The organism is Veillonella sp. AF13-2, from assembly GCF_003603295.1.
Classification (GTDB): domain Bacteria; phylum Bacillota; class Negativicutes; order Veillonellales; family Veillonellaceae; genus Veillonella; species Veillonella parvula_E.
The window spans coordinates 805,885-821,180 of sequence record NZ_QTMT01000001.1; the positions used below are offsets into that span (position 1 = coordinate 805,885).

At 38.5% G+C, this 15,296-nt stretch carries 12 protein-coding genes; 2 read left to right on the forward strand and 10 right to left on the reverse strand.

Annotation, left to right across the window (positions count from 1 at the left end; all coding sequences use genetic code 11):
- Positions 1-53: 53 nt before the first annotated feature.
- Positions 54-1,175: a 5-methyltetrahydropteroyltriglutamate--homocysteine S-methyltransferase gene (locus DWV85_RS03810; protein WP_058948408.1), complete on the forward strand. Its 1,122-nt coding sequence runs from the start codon at positions 54-56 to the stop codon at positions 1,173-1,175.
- Positions 1,176-2,114, forward strand: a complete 939-nt coding sequence (gene msrB / locus DWV85_RS03815; protein WP_058948407.1) for a peptide-methionine (R)-S-oxide reductase MsrB — start codon at positions 1,176-1,178, stop codon at positions 2,112-2,114.
- A gap of 122 nt (positions 2,115-2,236) precedes the next feature.
- Here msrB and DWV85_RS03820 read toward each other — a convergent pair whose 3' ends face one another.
- The 10 genes from DWV85_RS03820 to DWV85_RS03865 all read right to left on the reverse strand — a co-directional run bounded on the left by DWV85_RS03820 (position 2,237) and on the right by DWV85_RS03865 (position 15,267).
- A complete protein-coding gene (locus DWV85_RS03820) occupies positions 2,237-3,214 on the reverse strand; it encodes a 3D domain-containing protein (RefSeq protein ID WP_004693280.1) in 978 nt (325 codons plus the stop codon).
- A gap of 425 nt (positions 3,215-3,639) precedes the next feature.
- Positions 3,640-5,757 (reverse strand): polyphosphate kinase 1, encoded by a 2,118-nt coding sequence (ppk1, locus tag DWV85_RS03825; protein WP_123138052.1) that lies wholly within the window; start codon positions 5,755-5,757, stop codon positions 3,640-3,642.
- Positions 5,747-7,312 (reverse strand): phosphatase, encoded by a 1,566-nt coding sequence (locus DWV85_RS03830; protein ID WP_004697172.1) that lies wholly within the window; start codon positions 7,310-7,312, stop codon positions 5,747-5,749. The genes ppk1 and DWV85_RS03830 overlap by 11 nt, the downstream gene beginning before the upstream one ends.
- Positions 7,312-8,859: an exopolyphosphatase gene (gene ppx / locus DWV85_RS03835; RefSeq protein WP_123138053.1), complete on the reverse strand. Its 1,548-nt coding sequence runs from the start codon at positions 8,857-8,859 to the stop codon at positions 7,312-7,314. Before ppx ends, DWV85_RS03830 begins: the two co-directional genes overlap by 1 nt.
- A gap of 214 nt (positions 8,860-9,073) precedes the next feature.
- On the reverse strand, positions 9,074-9,844 hold the full coding sequence (locus tag DWV85_RS03840; RefSeq protein WP_060919002.1) for a TatD family hydrolase: 771 nt from the start codon (positions 9,842-9,844) through the stop codon (positions 9,074-9,076).
- The gene (gene metG, locus DWV85_RS03845) at positions 9,844-11,790 is read right to left on the reverse strand and encodes a methionine--tRNA ligase (protein ID WP_123138054.1); all 1,947 of its coding nucleotides are present in this window, start codon (positions 11,788-11,790) and stop codon (positions 9,844-9,846) included. The genes DWV85_RS03840 and metG overlap by 1 nt, the downstream gene beginning before the upstream one ends.
- A gap of 34 nt (positions 11,791-11,824) precedes the next feature.
- Entirely contained in the window at positions 11,825-12,673 is an 849-nt protein-coding gene (gene rsmI / locus DWV85_RS03850; protein ID WP_123138055.1) for a 16S rRNA (cytidine(1402)-2'-O)-methyltransferase, read from the reverse strand.
- Positions 12,663-13,388, reverse strand: a complete 726-nt coding sequence (locus DWV85_RS03855; RefSeq protein ID WP_123138056.1) for a methyltransferase — start codon at positions 13,386-13,388, stop codon at positions 12,663-12,665. The genes rsmI and DWV85_RS03855 overlap by 11 nt, the downstream gene beginning before the upstream one ends.
- Positions 13,381-14,226: a stage 0 sporulation family protein gene (locus DWV85_RS03860; RefSeq protein ID WP_008713595.1), complete on the reverse strand. Its 846-nt coding sequence runs from the start codon at positions 14,224-14,226 to the stop codon at positions 13,381-13,383. Before DWV85_RS03860 ends, DWV85_RS03855 begins: the two co-directional genes overlap by 8 nt.
- Entirely contained in the window at positions 14,227-15,267 is a 1,041-nt protein-coding gene (locus DWV85_RS03865) for a hypothetical protein (protein ID WP_123138057.1), read from the reverse strand.
- Between the last annotated feature and the right edge of the window lie 29 nt (positions 15,268-15,296).

Below are 15,296 nucleotides of genomic sequence, written 5' to 3' on the forward strand. Positions count from 1 at the left end.
ATAATTAACCTATCAAAATTATCGGTTTAATCGTTTATATAAGGAGGATTATTATGTCCAAACATACAGCACCATTCCACTTTGATATCGTAGGTTCCTTCCTACGCCCAGCAGAATTAAAAGAAGCACGTGAAGCTTTTAATAAGGGAAATATTACTCGAGAAGAATTAACAGCCGTTGAAGATCGTCTTATTACAGACCTCATTCAAAAACAGAAAGCAGCTGGCCTACCAGTGATTACAGATGGCGAATTCCGTCGTGCCTATTGGCATCTAGACTTCATGTGGGGCTTTAATGGCGTAAAAGAAATTGAACTGGAACACGGTTACAAATTCGTCGGTCAAGAAACAGCGCCAGGTTCCCTCGCCCTTACTGGCAAAATTACGGGAACAAACCACCCATTCGTTGAACATTTCAAATTTGTAAAACAATTTGAAGACGAAAATACTACGGCGCGTCAAACGATTCCTGCTCCCTCTCAGTTTTTGGCAGAGTTATTCCGTGAAGACAATGGTATTACAACACGTTCCTTCTATCCAGATTTAGAAGAATTGATTCAAGATATTGCTGCCGCTTATCGCCAAGTAATTAAAGACCTCTACGATGCAGGTTGCCGCAATATTCAATTTGATGATTGTACTTGGGGTATGTGTTGTGACCATGCTTATTGGACAGGTCGTCAAAAGGATAAAAGTGTAACCATTGAAGGAGAAACTGCTAAATATTTACGTTTGAATAACTTGGCACTCGAAGGTCGTCCTAAAGATTTAGCATTTACTACACATGTATGTCGTGGTAACTATAACTCTACATGGGCCGCTAGTGGTGGATACGAACCTATTGCACCTATTCTATTTGCTAAAGAAAATGTAGACGCTTATTACTTAGAATTTGATGATGATCGCTCTGGAGGTTTTGAGCCATTGCGTGAAGTTTCTCCTAATAAGAAAGTTGTATTAGGCCTTATCACATCTAAACGCCCTGAGTTAGAAGATAAAGAAGTCATCAAAGAACGTATCAAAGAAGCAACAAAATATATTCCACTTGAAAGACTTTGCTTATCCCCTCAATGTGGCTTTGCATCCTGTGAAATCGGCAATCAATTGACCGAAGAAGAACAATGGGCTAAACTCGCATTAGTCAAAGAAATAGCTCATGAAGTTTGGGGTGATTAAATGAATGAACATACTATATATTTAGGCGGTGGTTGCTTCTGGGGCCTTCAAGGGTATATCAGAAAGATCTCCGGTGTCCTTTCTACCGAAGTAGGCTATGCCAATGGTCCTACAGAAAATCCAAGTTATGAAGATGTATGCCACAACAGTGGGCACGTAGAAGCGCTCAAGGTCATTTACGATGCTGATATACTATCTTTAGATCACTTAATTCAATATTTTCTACGTGCTATTGATCCCTTTAGTGTCAATAAACAAGGTGGTGACGTAGGCATTCAATATCGTACGGGTATTTATTATACTGATCCAACCGATAAAGCCGTTATTGAAAGTACCTTAGCACGTGCTCAAGCCTTTGAAGGCAAACCATTTGCTATCGAAGTATTACCTTTAGAGAACTACTACTCTGCTGAGGAATACCATCAAGATTACTTAGACAAAAATCCTAATGGCTATTGTCACATTCCATTGGGTCTATCTGATGAACCACTCATCGATGATAATGCATATGCTAAACCTTCCCAGGAAGATTTAAAGGCTTTAGCGCCACAAGAATTTGAAGTAACTCAAAACTCTGCTACAGATGCGCCTTTCAGCCATGAACTAACAGATGAGTTTAAAGCGGGTCTCTATGTAGATATCACCACTGGAGAGCCACTATTTGTATCAGCCCATAAATTCGATTCTCATTGTGGCTGGCCTAGCTTTACTAAACCAATAGCTAAAGATGTTATCAAGTATTACCAAGATAACTCACATGGTATGAATCGCATAGAAGTTCGTAGCCGCATCGGTAATGCTCATTTAGGTCATGTATTTGAAGATGGTCCTAATGGCTCTCTTCGCTACTGTATCAATGGATCATCTTTACGATTTATCCCTAAAGATGAATTAAAAGGTACAAAGTACGAATATCTAATTCCATATATTGAAGACTAAAAAAGGACGCCTTAATCATAAGGCGTCCTTCTACTATATCTATTATAATTGAATATTACTGAGCTAAGTAGGTCCAATAAAAAGAGAATATATCTTATAGATATACCCTCTAAATCATCATATTAGTCCAAAACGTACACTGTAACGTCTTGGCGACCAAAGTCCATAGCCTCCCCATAAGAGTCCATTACAAGGTCGATTTTGTTACCTACTATAGCACCACCTGTATCGGCAGCAATAGCTTCACCGTAACCAGGAATAAATAAACGTGTACCCAATGGAATAACATCTGGGTCTACTGCGGCAATGCCACGTACTGCAGGTAGACCCGTAGCGGTAATACCAGCACCATCACCATCGCCAGCAAGATAAGCAGATGCTTCCATTACGATAGCGCGAGATGCACGTCCTGCTACATTACGAGATGTAGTCACCTCACGAGTGCCCTCTTTAATAATTGTAGGTACCATTGCACGTTGTGTTACTTTAGATACATCATTAGTTTTAATAACTGTACCATTACTATATAGTGTTTCACGTTGTACTCGTTCTAAGCCAGGTTGACCAACTTGAACAACCTCTTCTTCGCCCTTAGCCATAGTATCATCTTTTTGACGAACCACTTCAACAGCAACTTCTTGATCTACTGTAGATAGAGAGCGGCTTGTTACTTGAGCAATTGTTATACGTGTACCACTTAAAACAGATCCATTTTCATCGCCCACTACTACATAGTTAGGTGCTTTGAAACCAAGCTCATTAGCAACACCTTGAGCAGTTGTTTCTGTAGTGAATACAGCTCTTGTTTTACCATTTACAGTTACATAAACTGGAATAGCACGAACAACCGTTAAGGTTGTTCCATTTTGAACTGTAGATGAACTAGAAATAACTTTATCATTTGGATTTAACTTAACCCCAGCATCGCGTACAATGCCTTCGTTAGAATTTAAATGCGTTCTAACAGTGTGTGCTGCACCATCTACCATAACGGTAACGGTTTTATCATTATAAGAAAAACCGGTCATGGTTACAGCTGTTACAATCAATCCGGCAACAACAGACGAAATATATCGCTTGTGTGTCTTATGAATTCTCATGTTGTAATCCCTCCTGTAATGGTATTATTCTACTACAGATAGATACAACCTGTCAAACACCATAAGTTAACAATAAGACGAAACCCTTTATAAATACTGAATTCGTAATAGATTGTATTTTGTATTTTTTAATAAAAGTCCACTGTATGCGTACATATCTATATTTTTAAATACTATACAATATATTCCGAATTGTGTACATATATACAACACTAATACCACATATAGTATATACAGATTCTTTATTACTAAATTTGTATTTTTATGTGTTTTTCAATTGTTACCAATATTTTCTAGAACACTCAAAACTTCACTTTCTCCTCATTTTTAAATGTATAAGAAAGTAAAAAAGCCCATATAATGGGCTTTTTATATGTTATGTAATTGTATTAAAATTCATTACCTAATATATTAAGGTTTTTTCATCATCTATTCATTTTTAACATCGGTTGTAACCGTTCAATGACCGTCATTGACTCTCTGTGTTCATGCTCAATAGCAGTTTTCATTAGCTCCTCTTGAGCAGATATAGGATTCTCTCGATCATTGATTTTATGATACGAACCATCTGCTCTCATAAAATGAGCTTTTAATGTATCATCTAAATATAAATCTAAAATACTTTTTACCCGTTCTTTATGGCGTTTATCTTCAATCGGAATCATAAGCTCTACACGTTCATTCAAATTTCGAGGCATCCAATCTGCACTAGATAGGTACAGACTTTCATTCCCTCCATTACGGAAGTAGAACAAACGATGATGTTCAAGAAAACGCCCCACAATAGAGCGTACTGTGATATTATCACTAACACCGGCAATGCCAGGACGAAGCGTACAAATACCACGCACGATAAGATCGATACGAACTCCAGCAGAAGAAGCTTCATACAACTTAGCAATGACCTTTTTATCGAGCAGAGAATTCATCTTACCAATGATATAGGCTTCTTCCCCATTCTTAGCAAACTCGATTTCACGGTCAATAAGTTCCATAATTTTTTCACGTAAATTTAAAGGCGCTACAATAAACTTATTCCAAATTGGTGGGTCAGAATATCCAGAAATCAAGTTAAAGAAACGTGACGCATCATCACCATACTCATCATTACAAGTAAATATACCACAATCAGTATACATGCGAGCTGTTTTACCATTATAGTTTCCCGTTGCTAGATGGACATACCGCCTAATACCATCCGTTTCCCGGCGTACCACCATAGTAATTTTAGAGTGTGTCTTAAGACCTTTTAAACCATAAATAACATGACATCCCGCTTTTTCGAGTCGACGAGCCATATGAATATTGTTTTCTTCATCAAACCGCGCCTTAACCTCCATAAGGACGGTTACTTGTTTCCCATTATCTGCCGCTTTTATTAAGGACGCAATAATCGGAGAATCCCCACTAACGCGATATAATGTTTGTTTAATGGCCAATACATCAGGATCTATAGCTGCTTGTGCAATAAATTGCTCAACCACTGCAAAAGATTCAAAGGGATGATGAACAAAAAGATCTTGCTTACCAATAATAGAAAATAAGCTATCACCTTCATAATCAACTAATTCACTAGGAATCTTAGGATCAAACGGTTCATATCGGAGCTTATCATAACCTGGATAATTACAGAAATCAAAATACATACGGCAATCCAAATGTCCATCAATGCGATATACGTCCTTTTGCTCTAATTCTACACTTGTAAGAACAAAGTCTAATAAGTGATCCTTTATCTCTCCACAAACTTCAAGACGTACCGCATCACCACGACGGCGACGCCGCAAGGATGCCTCTACTTCAGATAACAAATCTGTTGCTTCTTCCTCATCTATTTCAAGGTCTGCATCACGAGTAATACGGAAAACCATATAATCTTCAATACCATAACCTTGGAAAAATTGATTTGCATAATAAGTAATGACATCTTCTAGATAAACAAATCGATGTTCCTTATTACCACGGCTTGGAAATTCAATGATTCGATCTAATACAGATGGTATTGGCAAGATAGCAATCTTGTAATCCTTAGTCCCATCCTCTTGTATTTGAAAGATACGTACAATTGCATTAATGGTATGATTTGTTAAAAATGGAAATGGATGCCCCGAGTCAACAGCCAATGGTGTTACTACGGGGTATATATGTTCCTCAAAATAATGGCGTAGCCAAGCTTTTGTTTTTACATCTAGTGTATCAGGATGGGTAAAGAAAAAGCCATGAGCCTCTAGTTCAGTCAGTACATTATTTAAATACGTGCTTTGCATGGAAACAAGACGTTGTACAGATTCATCAATCGCCTTTAATTGTGCTTTTGCATCCATATGAGCTGCATCATATTTAACAATGCCATTCACAACTTGATGACGTAAGCCAGCCACTCGAATCATAAAAAACTCATCTAAATTAGAACTAGCAATAGCAATAAAACGCAACCGCTCCAACAGCGGAGTATTTGGATCTATGGACTCTAATAGTACACGCTGATTAAATTTTAGCCAAGATAATTCACGATTAAAATAATATTTAGCATTACTGAACATGGCGGTCACCTCCTCTTACAAGCATAAGTTCCATACCAAATACTTCTGTAAAATATTCAGCATCTCGATTAAACGTCCACCATTCTAGAGAAATATCCTCATTAGTGCGACAGAATACATACAATACATTATCGCGCTCTTCCAATATAACATCTGAGATTTTTTGGTTACTCCCTGCGTCGAGAGCACAGGCCACACGAATGATAGCTACTAACTTTGTAACCTGAATCTTTTGTAATTCTGTTAAGGAATTAAAATATGTATCATCATCAGATGGAGTTCCCTTATAGTGATAAAATACGACATTTGCAACTACTTGTTTTTCTTCTTCTGAAAGCCCAAAAATATCTGTGCCCATCACAATATGATACGCATGCTCTCCATGGTTTCGTAAATTAACAAACTTGCCTACAGAACACAATATAGCTGCAATGCGGCATAAGTAACCCCACCGCTCCGGTAAACCTTTATGGCGTAATGTTTTACAAAATAAAGAACTGAAACGTTCCACCTCAGCATCATGAATGCTGTCTGTATGATATCTAGCGGCAACAGCACGAGCTAATTGAGCATTTTGCTCACGCAATTGGTACATAAAGGGATTATTTTCCGCCTCAACGCCATAGAACCAGCTTATTCCTTGAGAGAAGGAGAAGCTACTAAAAATCAACGATTTAGGCTCTATAGCTGTTATAATTTCATTAAATAAAATCATAGTAGGCATCAAAATATTCGCCTTATATTCAGGTAGTTTATATCGATTGATCAACTTAGTGGCTGTTACACCATCAAAGGATTTGATGAAGCCCTTAAAACGTTCTGGTTCAATTGTAATAATATCGTCCTTATTACTGCCATCTCCCATGAGACGCGCCATATATTGAGCTTCATCGCCTGATAAAATAACACTATTAATATTGAAGGTCTTAAGCTCCTCCCGTAATGGGCCTATCATGCGATGTAAATACTCAGTAATAGCCATTGGAAACGATGTAGAGGAACGTTGGTTGCGATTAAAAGATTCCATAACACGTAATGACCCGCTATGCATATTGCGCTGGAATAATAAGCTTTCACCACGCCAAACGGTTAAACCTACACCACCAGAAGTAATATCAAGGAATAATGTTGCCTTTGTAGGATCCGTCAAGCGGTACTGATTAGTCATCTTGTAGTATAGTAAGGCATATTTGTAATACACCTCTTTAGGCATGTCGATAACCTCAACACGCATACCTGTTTGAATATAAATTTGGTCCAGAATACTACGACGATTAGCGGCTTCACGTATTACAGTAGTACCATATAATCTAGAGCGACTCACACCGTAATCAGCCATTAATTGTTTATATCCCTTTAATATATGACAAATTTCCTCAATCGTTTCAAAACTTAAACGAGAGGTTTGGAATAATTCTTCCCCAAAGGTTACCTCCCTAGCTGCATAATCTATAACGCGTACATCATCGATGCCCTTGTATTCTAAAATAGTAATACTCATGCTACTGGAGCCTACATGTAGCACTGCATATCGTAACGCTTTTGGTAATGCCATTATGCCTCCTTACGAGCTTCCTTCCACTCTATTTCTAATGTTTTCTTGAATTCTTTTTTAAAAGATTTTCCTAATTTCTCTACAGCCGCTTTTGTGACACTTATATCGCGACCGTTCAAATAGGTTACTACTAATTGTACACTAGTATATTTTAGATTCACGGATAAATGGCGAATGAATTGTTCATGACTTTCATCAAGAGCTTCAGCCAAGGCTAGAATAATAGATATTTTTTGGCCCAACAAACGCTGTTCTTGATCTAACAATTTACCGTATAAGAAGTTTTTATACTCTTTTGGCGTCAAACCATGAGAGTTCATAACAAGGAACGCGCTAAAAGCTTGTTCAACATGGGAAAGCCCATATAAATTACTATTGACAAGCATATAGCAGCCATGTCGGGCATGACTATAATAATTAATCCGTTTACCAATATCATGTAATAAGCTAGCCGCAATCAAACAACGTCTTGTATTTTTATCAGCTCTATGAAGTGGTTCTAATTCATCATACAGTTTAATAGCTAAATCTGTAATATATTTAGCATGAACTAACTCATGTTTAGTCATACCTAATAATACATTCTCTGCAGAATGTATTAAAATATCATCAATAATAGAGTTACCACCTAAGTAGTGCGCTCCATAATAGTCGTAAAATAAACCTTCTCGCAAACCACACCCACCAACAACGAGTGTTTTAGTATTTACGTAGTTAAATAATTCTTCTACGATAGTAAGGCCGGCAATAATGATATCAGCGCGCTCCGATGATAAACCACTAATCTTTTTGCGTTCCTCTAGAGTTTTGCCTTTTACTTCTTCCAAAATTTCATGGAATCTATGATATGGAATTTCATAATTATGTAGCTTTGTAATGGGATAAGATAACTTGCGTTGATCCATTTTAGCAATATTACGAGCAGTGCCACCGATACCAAGGAGCGGTAATTTCACATTGCGAAGCCATGCATGTTCCTTAATCGTTTTCTTTACAACTTTCGTCAGTTTATCAAGTTCTTTAGGAGTATATTCATCCCCCTTCTGATAGGTGCCTGTTAAGGTAAGGGCCCCTATCGGCAAGCTCACCGATTTTGTAATATGACGATTTCGTACAAGGGTTATCTCGGTACTGGCACCACCTAAATCAAAAATAATAAAATCCTTAAGTCCAATGGTATTGATAACGCCAAGAAATCCCAGGCGAGCCTCTTCTTCACCAGCAATACATTCTAAATCCAAACCCGTTCGTTCTTTTACGGATTTAATAAAAGCATCCCCATTTTTAGCCAAACGTACTGCTGCGGTAGCAACAGCTTTAACCGTATTTGCCTCCATTGCATCAGCCATGTGTACAAAACCTTTTAGAGCACGCAAAGAGCGTTCCATAGCTTCTTTGGTCAGTTCGTGAGTTCCCCACATATTCTCACTGAGACGTACACTTTCTTTCTCTTGATATATCAGTCGATAACTACCAGTCTTAGAAATTTCATATATGACAAAACGAACTGAGTTCGAGCCTAAATCTATAAATGCAATACGTTTCATGTTGCTATCCTCATCTTACTTCTGTTCAGTCTGAATATACTTTAGTATACCATAGAAAAACGCGATTCTCACCGCTAAGGGAGAACCGCGTTTTATGATTTATAATTCTAATTTAGTTTTATCATGTATTTTAATACTTTGTACACAAAAACTTAGTAATTAAAGCCCAACAGATATTTTATCAGCCAATAATCTTATGAACTAGTTTCTACATTTACTCGATACCAAATACTCGTTTACCATTATTAAAAGCAATTTCACAAAACTCATCTATATCGAGCCCTTTAAGGCTTGCAATTTCTTCTGCCACAAACTGAGTTTTACTTGGATCATTACGACGGCCTCTAAATGGTGGTGGTGTCAAATACGGTGAATCGGTTTCAATGAGGATTCGTTCTAATGGCACTTGTCTTGCTACTTCCTTAAGATTTGTAGACTTAGGAAATACTACAGGACCTGCAAAGGAAATATAAAAGCCCATTTTAATGGCTTCTTTTGCCATCTCCCAGCTACCAGAATAGCAATGGAAAATGCCCCAGTTATCCTTTCCTTCATTGCGTAAGATATTCATAATATCACCATGTGCATCGCGGTCATGGATAATAATCGGGAGATCTACTTCACGAGCAAGCTCTAACTGACGAATAAATACGCGTTTTTGTGTTTCACGGTCAGAAAAATCATAGTAATAATCTAGTCCAATTTCACCAATAGCACGTACCTTATCATTGTTAAGAGCTTGTTCCTTATAAAACTCGTAGTCTTCTTCTGTGAAGTCCTTTGATTCATGGGGATGAGTCCCTACAGCAGCATATAATTGATCGTACTGTTTAGCCAAAGCTAAACCAGACTCAACGGTACCTCTATCAACACCAGGAATCATAATATATTCTACACCTGTATCAAAGCAGGCTTGTAACATCTCATTACGATCATTATCAAAGCGCCCATCATTCACATGAGCATGTGTATCAAAAAGTTTCATTATTTAACCACACTTCCTGCCGGTAATGATTCGATATTTGTTACCTCTAAATGTTCTTCCCAATCAGAGGCGGACAAAATCATACCATAAGACTCAATGCCCATCATCTTTTTAGGAGCCAAGTTAGACAAATAGATTACCTTTTTACCAACCATAGTCTCCGGTTCATAATATTGGGAAATACCACTTAATACGGTGCGTTCTTCAATACCGATATCCAATACAAATTTCAACAACTTCTTGGACTTAGGCACCTTTTCACAGCTTATAACTTTAGCTACACGAAGATCGAGTTTCTCAAAGTCATCATAGGTAATATTTTCTTTTAATGGTGGAATATTAGATGTATCTACAGCTTCTTCAACTTCTTCTGTAACAACTACATCTACCATTTCAGGAACTTCAAAACGTGGATAGATAGGCTCACCTTTTACAACCTTAGTACCTGTTGCCAATAATCCCCAAGTTTTAGCATCTTCGAACGTAGCCGCTTCAAAACCTGTAAGCCCTAATTGTTCCCAGATTTTTGGAGCTCCTACAGGAATTACAGGGCTTACCAAGATGGCAATGATACGCAATGCCTCTGCCAAGTGATACATAGCAGATTGCAAGCGCGCTTTATCATGCGCATCTTCAGATTTAGCCAATACCCAAGGCATTGTTTCATCAATGTATTTATTCATGCGACCAATAAAAGCCCATACAGTTTTGATAGCTTTATTAAGCTCCATATTTTCCATCGCCGCTTCAAAATCTTTTGCAGTTTGAACAGCTAATGTAGATACATCACAGTCCAAATCGTCCATATCATCGCATTTTGTAATCACACCACCATGGTATTTTTCAATCATCGCAATAGTACGGTTTAATAAATTACCTAAATCATTAGATAAATCTGCATTAATTTTTGTAACGAAGTTAGGTAACGTAAAGTTGCCGTCATTACCTAGCGTAATCTCGCTTAATAAGTAATAACGCAAAGAATCTGCACCATATGTATCAATCAATGGGATTGGATCGATTACGTTCCCCAAGGATTTACTCATCTTTGTACCATCTACAATCATCCAACCGTGTCCAAATACCTTTTTTGGTAATGGCAACTCAAGGCTCATGAGCATCATAGGCCAAATAATTGTATGGAAACGTACGATTTCCTTCCCCACTAAATGAAGATCTGCAGGCCAGTATTTTTTATATAGTTCACCATCACCATCAAATGGAGAAAGGGCACTAATATAGTTCACTAATGCATCGAACCAAACATATACTACATGTTTAGGATCAAATGGAACCTTGATTCCCCAATCAAAGGATGTACGAGACACCGCCAAGTCTTCTAGACCTTGCTTTACAAATTGAATCATCTCATTGCGACGAGATTCAGGCTGAATAAAGTCAGGATTCTCTTCAATAAACTTAAGCCATTGATCCGTATATTTACCGAGTTTGAAGAAATAACTTTCCTCTTTAACACGCTCTACAGGGCGACCGCAATCCGGACAAGTATGATTAGGTCCTAGCTTCTGCTCTGTCCAAAAAGTTTCGTCCGGTGTACAATACCAGCCTTCATATTCGGCTTTGTAAATATCGCCCTTCTCATAAGCTTTTGTAAATAACGCTTGAACAACCTTTTCATGACGTTCATCGGTAGTCCGAATAAAATCGTCATTGGAAATATGCATTTTTTCCCACAATGCTTTAAAACCATTTACAATATTTGTAGTATATTCAAGAGGAGTAATGCCTTGTGCTTCTGCAGCACGTTGGATTTTTTGGCCATGTTCATCTGAACCAGTCAAAAAACGTACATCATATCCTGCTAATCGTTTAAAGCGTGCAATTGTATCGGCTACAGATGTACAATACGTATGACCAATGTGCAACTTAGCACTTGGATAATAAATAGGTGTCGTAATATAATACGTTTTCTTTGTGTCTCCCATGATGAGCCTCCTTCTAACCTTCGAATGGGAAGGTTTAACGTTCTACAATATTATATACATCCCGGCGGGAAACGTTAAAACGCTTTGCCACCTGGCGAATAGCTTCTTTTTTAGGTACCCCAGTATCTACAAGGGCTTGCACAGCATCTTCATAAGATACTGGTTCATCCAACACTTCACTAGTATCGGACTCCACTGTATCAGCACCGCTTACGATGAGGACGAATTCACCTTTATAGGTGAGCTGTTCTAAATCCTTTACAAGGTTTTCCAGATCCGTGCGTACAAAGGTTTCAAACTTCTTCGTCAGTTCCCTTGCCACCGTTATGGAGCGATTACCAAAGACTTCATACATATCTTGTAAAACCTCTTGTAGTCGATGCGGGGCTTCGTAAAACAGCAAGGTTCCCGTCACTTGTGAAAGTCTTTTTAATTCTTCAATACGATGTTTCCCCCGTTTAGGCAAGAACCCTGCAAAGGTAAAGGATTTAGTATCTAAACCTGATGCAATGAGTGCTGTTAACGCCGCATTGGCTCCTGGTAATGGAACTACAGTTATGCCTTCTTCAATGGCCTTTGTTACGAGGTCTGCCCCTGGATCAGAAATAGCAGGCATACCCGCATCACTAACGCAAGCAATCGACTGTCCTTCTAACAAAAGCTCCATAATATAAGCACCTTTTTCCTCCTTATTATGTTCATGATAAGAAATCAAAGGCTTTTTAATATCAAAATGTTTTAACAATATGCCCGTATGACGCGTATCCTCAGCCGCAATAGCATCTACCTCACCCAAAATACGAACAGATCGATACGTCATATCTTCTAAATTACCAATAGGTGTAGGCACCAAGTATAAGGTGCCCCATTCATTATCGTTCATACCAAGAGGACACCTCCTTCGTGTACACATTCGTTTTTTTGTAAACGATAAGTGGTGGCTCCAGCACAAGACCTGCCTGACCTTGAAAAATAGACTCTATCAAAACTAATTTTGCTGGTTTATCTAGCATACCATGAACAAACCGAATTCGTTTTGCTTGAAAGTTAAACCTTTCTAGTTCATGTAATACATATTGCAAGCGACTAGCACTATAAATCATCCACAAGCGACCTTTACATTTAATAAAGGACTGTACCGCTTTCAGAACATCACATAAAGTTGTATGTCCATCATGAAGTGCTAAAGTACGCTCTTCAGATGTAGGCTTTGCACCGCTTTCACAATCATAAAAAGGGGGATTAACAATAACACCATCAAAAGGCTTATCTTGTATATCTCGATATGTCATATGCCGATAATCACCACATAACATATTTACCACATCTTGTTTACGATTAAGTTCTACGCTACGCTTAGCCAACTCAACGAGAGTTTCATTAATTTCTATACCTGTAATATGACCTGCCCCTAATGACGTACCTATAAGCGGCATAACCCCTGACCCCGTTCCAAGATCAACATAGGTATGACGACCATTAAAACGACAAAAATGAATGAGTGCTATGGCGTCAAAGGAAAAGCGAAACATATCAGAACGCTGATAAATCTGTAAGCCATCGATAATTAAATCATCAAGTCGTTCTTGATCATTCATCAGGCAATGCCACCTCGGACCATTTCAAATCGATAGTACGGCCCGCTTCGAGCTGTACCTTTACAGTATGCTTATGATGATTTACCTTTAAAACTTTACCAATACCTTCATCGGTAACAACCTCCTTACCAATGCCAGGAGGTGCTATATCTTGAGGAGATTGAGTGCGTTCCTTCTTCACATATAGGTCGCCACCTTTTTTATATAAATCATCTTCATAGTTAAGACAACACATCAATCGACCACATACACCAGAAATCTTCGTAGGATTTAAGCTCAAATTTTGATCCTTTGCCATGCGAATCGATACAGGCGTAAAGTCACCTAAGAAATTTGAACAACACAAAGGTCGACCACAAGCACCAATACCATTTAGTACTTTAGCCTCATCACGGACACCCACTTGGCGTAACTCGATGCGCGTTCTAAATATAGTTGCCAAATCTTTAACGAGCTCACGGAAGTCAATACGGCCATCTGCAGTAAAGAAGAATATAATCTTATTCATATCAAATGTGTATTCCACATTGATAAGTTTCATCGGTAACTTGCGTTTTTCAATTTTTTCGAGACAAATTTCAAAGGCTTTTTCTTCGCGCTCTTTATTCTTCTCGATTTGTTTCAAATCCTTAGACGTCGCCTGTCTAATAACAGGCTTCACAGGGGCAACAACAGAATCTTCATAGACCTCTTTTGGTCCAATCACAACTGTGCCGTATTCTACACCACGTGCTGTTTCAACGATAACCCCATCCCCAACGGATAGTTCTAATTGTTCAGGCTGAAAATAATAAATCTTTCCCGCCTTTTTAAAGCGTACGCCAACTATGGTTAGCATTTAATCCTCCTCCCGAGCATCATGAAGGGCGATACTAAGACCGTCCACCACGAGAGCGGTTTTTATATGTAAGCGCAAAGCCCGTTCTGCTTGCAATGTTTCGGTAATAACCTTAGCCAATGCTTGCATAGACCAGCGCGGTAATAATCGTAATAATTGAGTTTTGTATATAGGTACTTGTAATTGCGTGTCTTGAGCCCCCATTTTAAGAGCCATCATATCTCTACTTACAAGGCGTAGCCAGTGCATCAATTCCGTTAGGCTTTCACGAGATAAGCTTTCACAAGCTAAGGAAATCATAGAAAACCATCGCGTTTCAAAAGCTAATATGTCCATCACCTTAACGGCTAACTCTAGCATTTCAATACGACCTTGTGTCGCCAGTTTTTCCACCAATTGTGGATTACCATGACCAGCTAATAAAGCCTGTTCTATATCACCGGTAATTCCACGCGCTACAAGAGCGGTGCGAATCGTATCTACATCAACACTGTTAAAACCAACTCCCATACATCTAGAAATGATGGTAGGCAATACGGTGTTAATCTTGTTCGTAATAATGATGAAGTACACCTGTTCGGGTGGTTCCTCAATGGTTTTTAGCATAGCATTTGCCATGACTGCATTGGCTGTGTGAAAGTCCTCCACAATGACAACGCGGTTCCCATTGCCCGCCACAGACAGATGATCTTGTAATAATGAATACCACTGCTCTACCTTTAAGGTTGTTTTCATAGGGCGAATCCAAAAGGCATCACCCTTATCCATATAGATAGGTAATCCTTCGGCTTCGATACGTTTTTCCGTATCCCCATTTGCTAAACGGGCTTCCTTAACCTCTGCTAAATAAGATTCCCCCTTAGGTTGAGAGAATACTTGACGTCCTAGTAATAAAGACGCTAGGCCTATGGCCATATCTAGCTTGCCAAGACCAGATTCGCCATAAAACAAGAGACTATGAGGTAATGCATTACGACTTACAAGTTCAGATAGGTGTGCCTTAATCGAATCTTGACCAATTATAGAATCAAAATATGTCATAGCGCCTCCTATCAATACATGCTCAATAT

Excerpts from the sequence above, each read along its gene's own strand:
- DWV85_RS03810 (WP_058948408.1), top strand. The coding sequence starts at position 54 with ATGTCCAAACATACAGCACCATTCCACTTTGATATCGTAGGTTCCTTC.
- msrB (WP_058948407.1), top strand. The coding sequence starts at position 1,176 with ATGAATGAACATACTATATATTTAGGCGGTGGTTGCTTCTGGGGCCTT.
- DWV85_RS03820 (WP_004693280.1), bottom strand. The coding sequence starts at position 3,214 with ATGAGAATTCATAAGACACACAAGCGATATATTTCGTCTGTTGTTGCC.
- ppk1 (WP_123138052.1), bottom strand. The coding sequence starts at position 5,757 with ATGTTCAGTAATGCTAAATATTATTTTAATCGTGAATTATCTTGGCTA.
- DWV85_RS03830 (WP_004697172.1), bottom strand. The coding sequence starts at position 7,312 with ATGGCATTACCAAAAGCGTTACGATATGCAGTGCTACATGTAGGCTCC.
- ppx (WP_123138053.1), bottom strand. The coding sequence starts at position 8,859 with ATGAAACGTATTGCATTTATAGATTTAGGCTCGAACTCAGTTCGTTTT.
- DWV85_RS03840 (WP_060919002.1), bottom strand. The coding sequence starts at position 9,844 with ATGAAACTTTTTGATACACATGCTCATGTGAATGATGGGCGCTTTGAT.
- metG (WP_123138054.1), bottom strand. The coding sequence starts at position 11,790 with ATGGGAGACACAAAGAAAACGTATTATATTACGACACCTATTTATTAT.
- rsmI (WP_123138055.1), bottom strand. The coding sequence starts at position 12,673 with ATGAACGATAATGAATGGGGCACCTTATACTTGGTGCCTACACCTATT.
- DWV85_RS03855 (WP_123138056.1), bottom strand. The coding sequence starts at position 13,388 with ATGAATGATCAAGAACGACTTGATGATTTAATTATCGATGGCTTACAG.
- DWV85_RS03860 (WP_008713595.1), bottom strand. The coding sequence starts at position 14,226 with ATGCTAACCATAGTTGGCGTACGCTTTAAAAAGGCGGGAAAGATTTAT.
- DWV85_RS03865 (WP_123138057.1), bottom strand. The coding sequence starts at position 15,267 with ATGACATATTTTGATTCTATAATTGGTCAAGATTCGATTAAGGCACAC.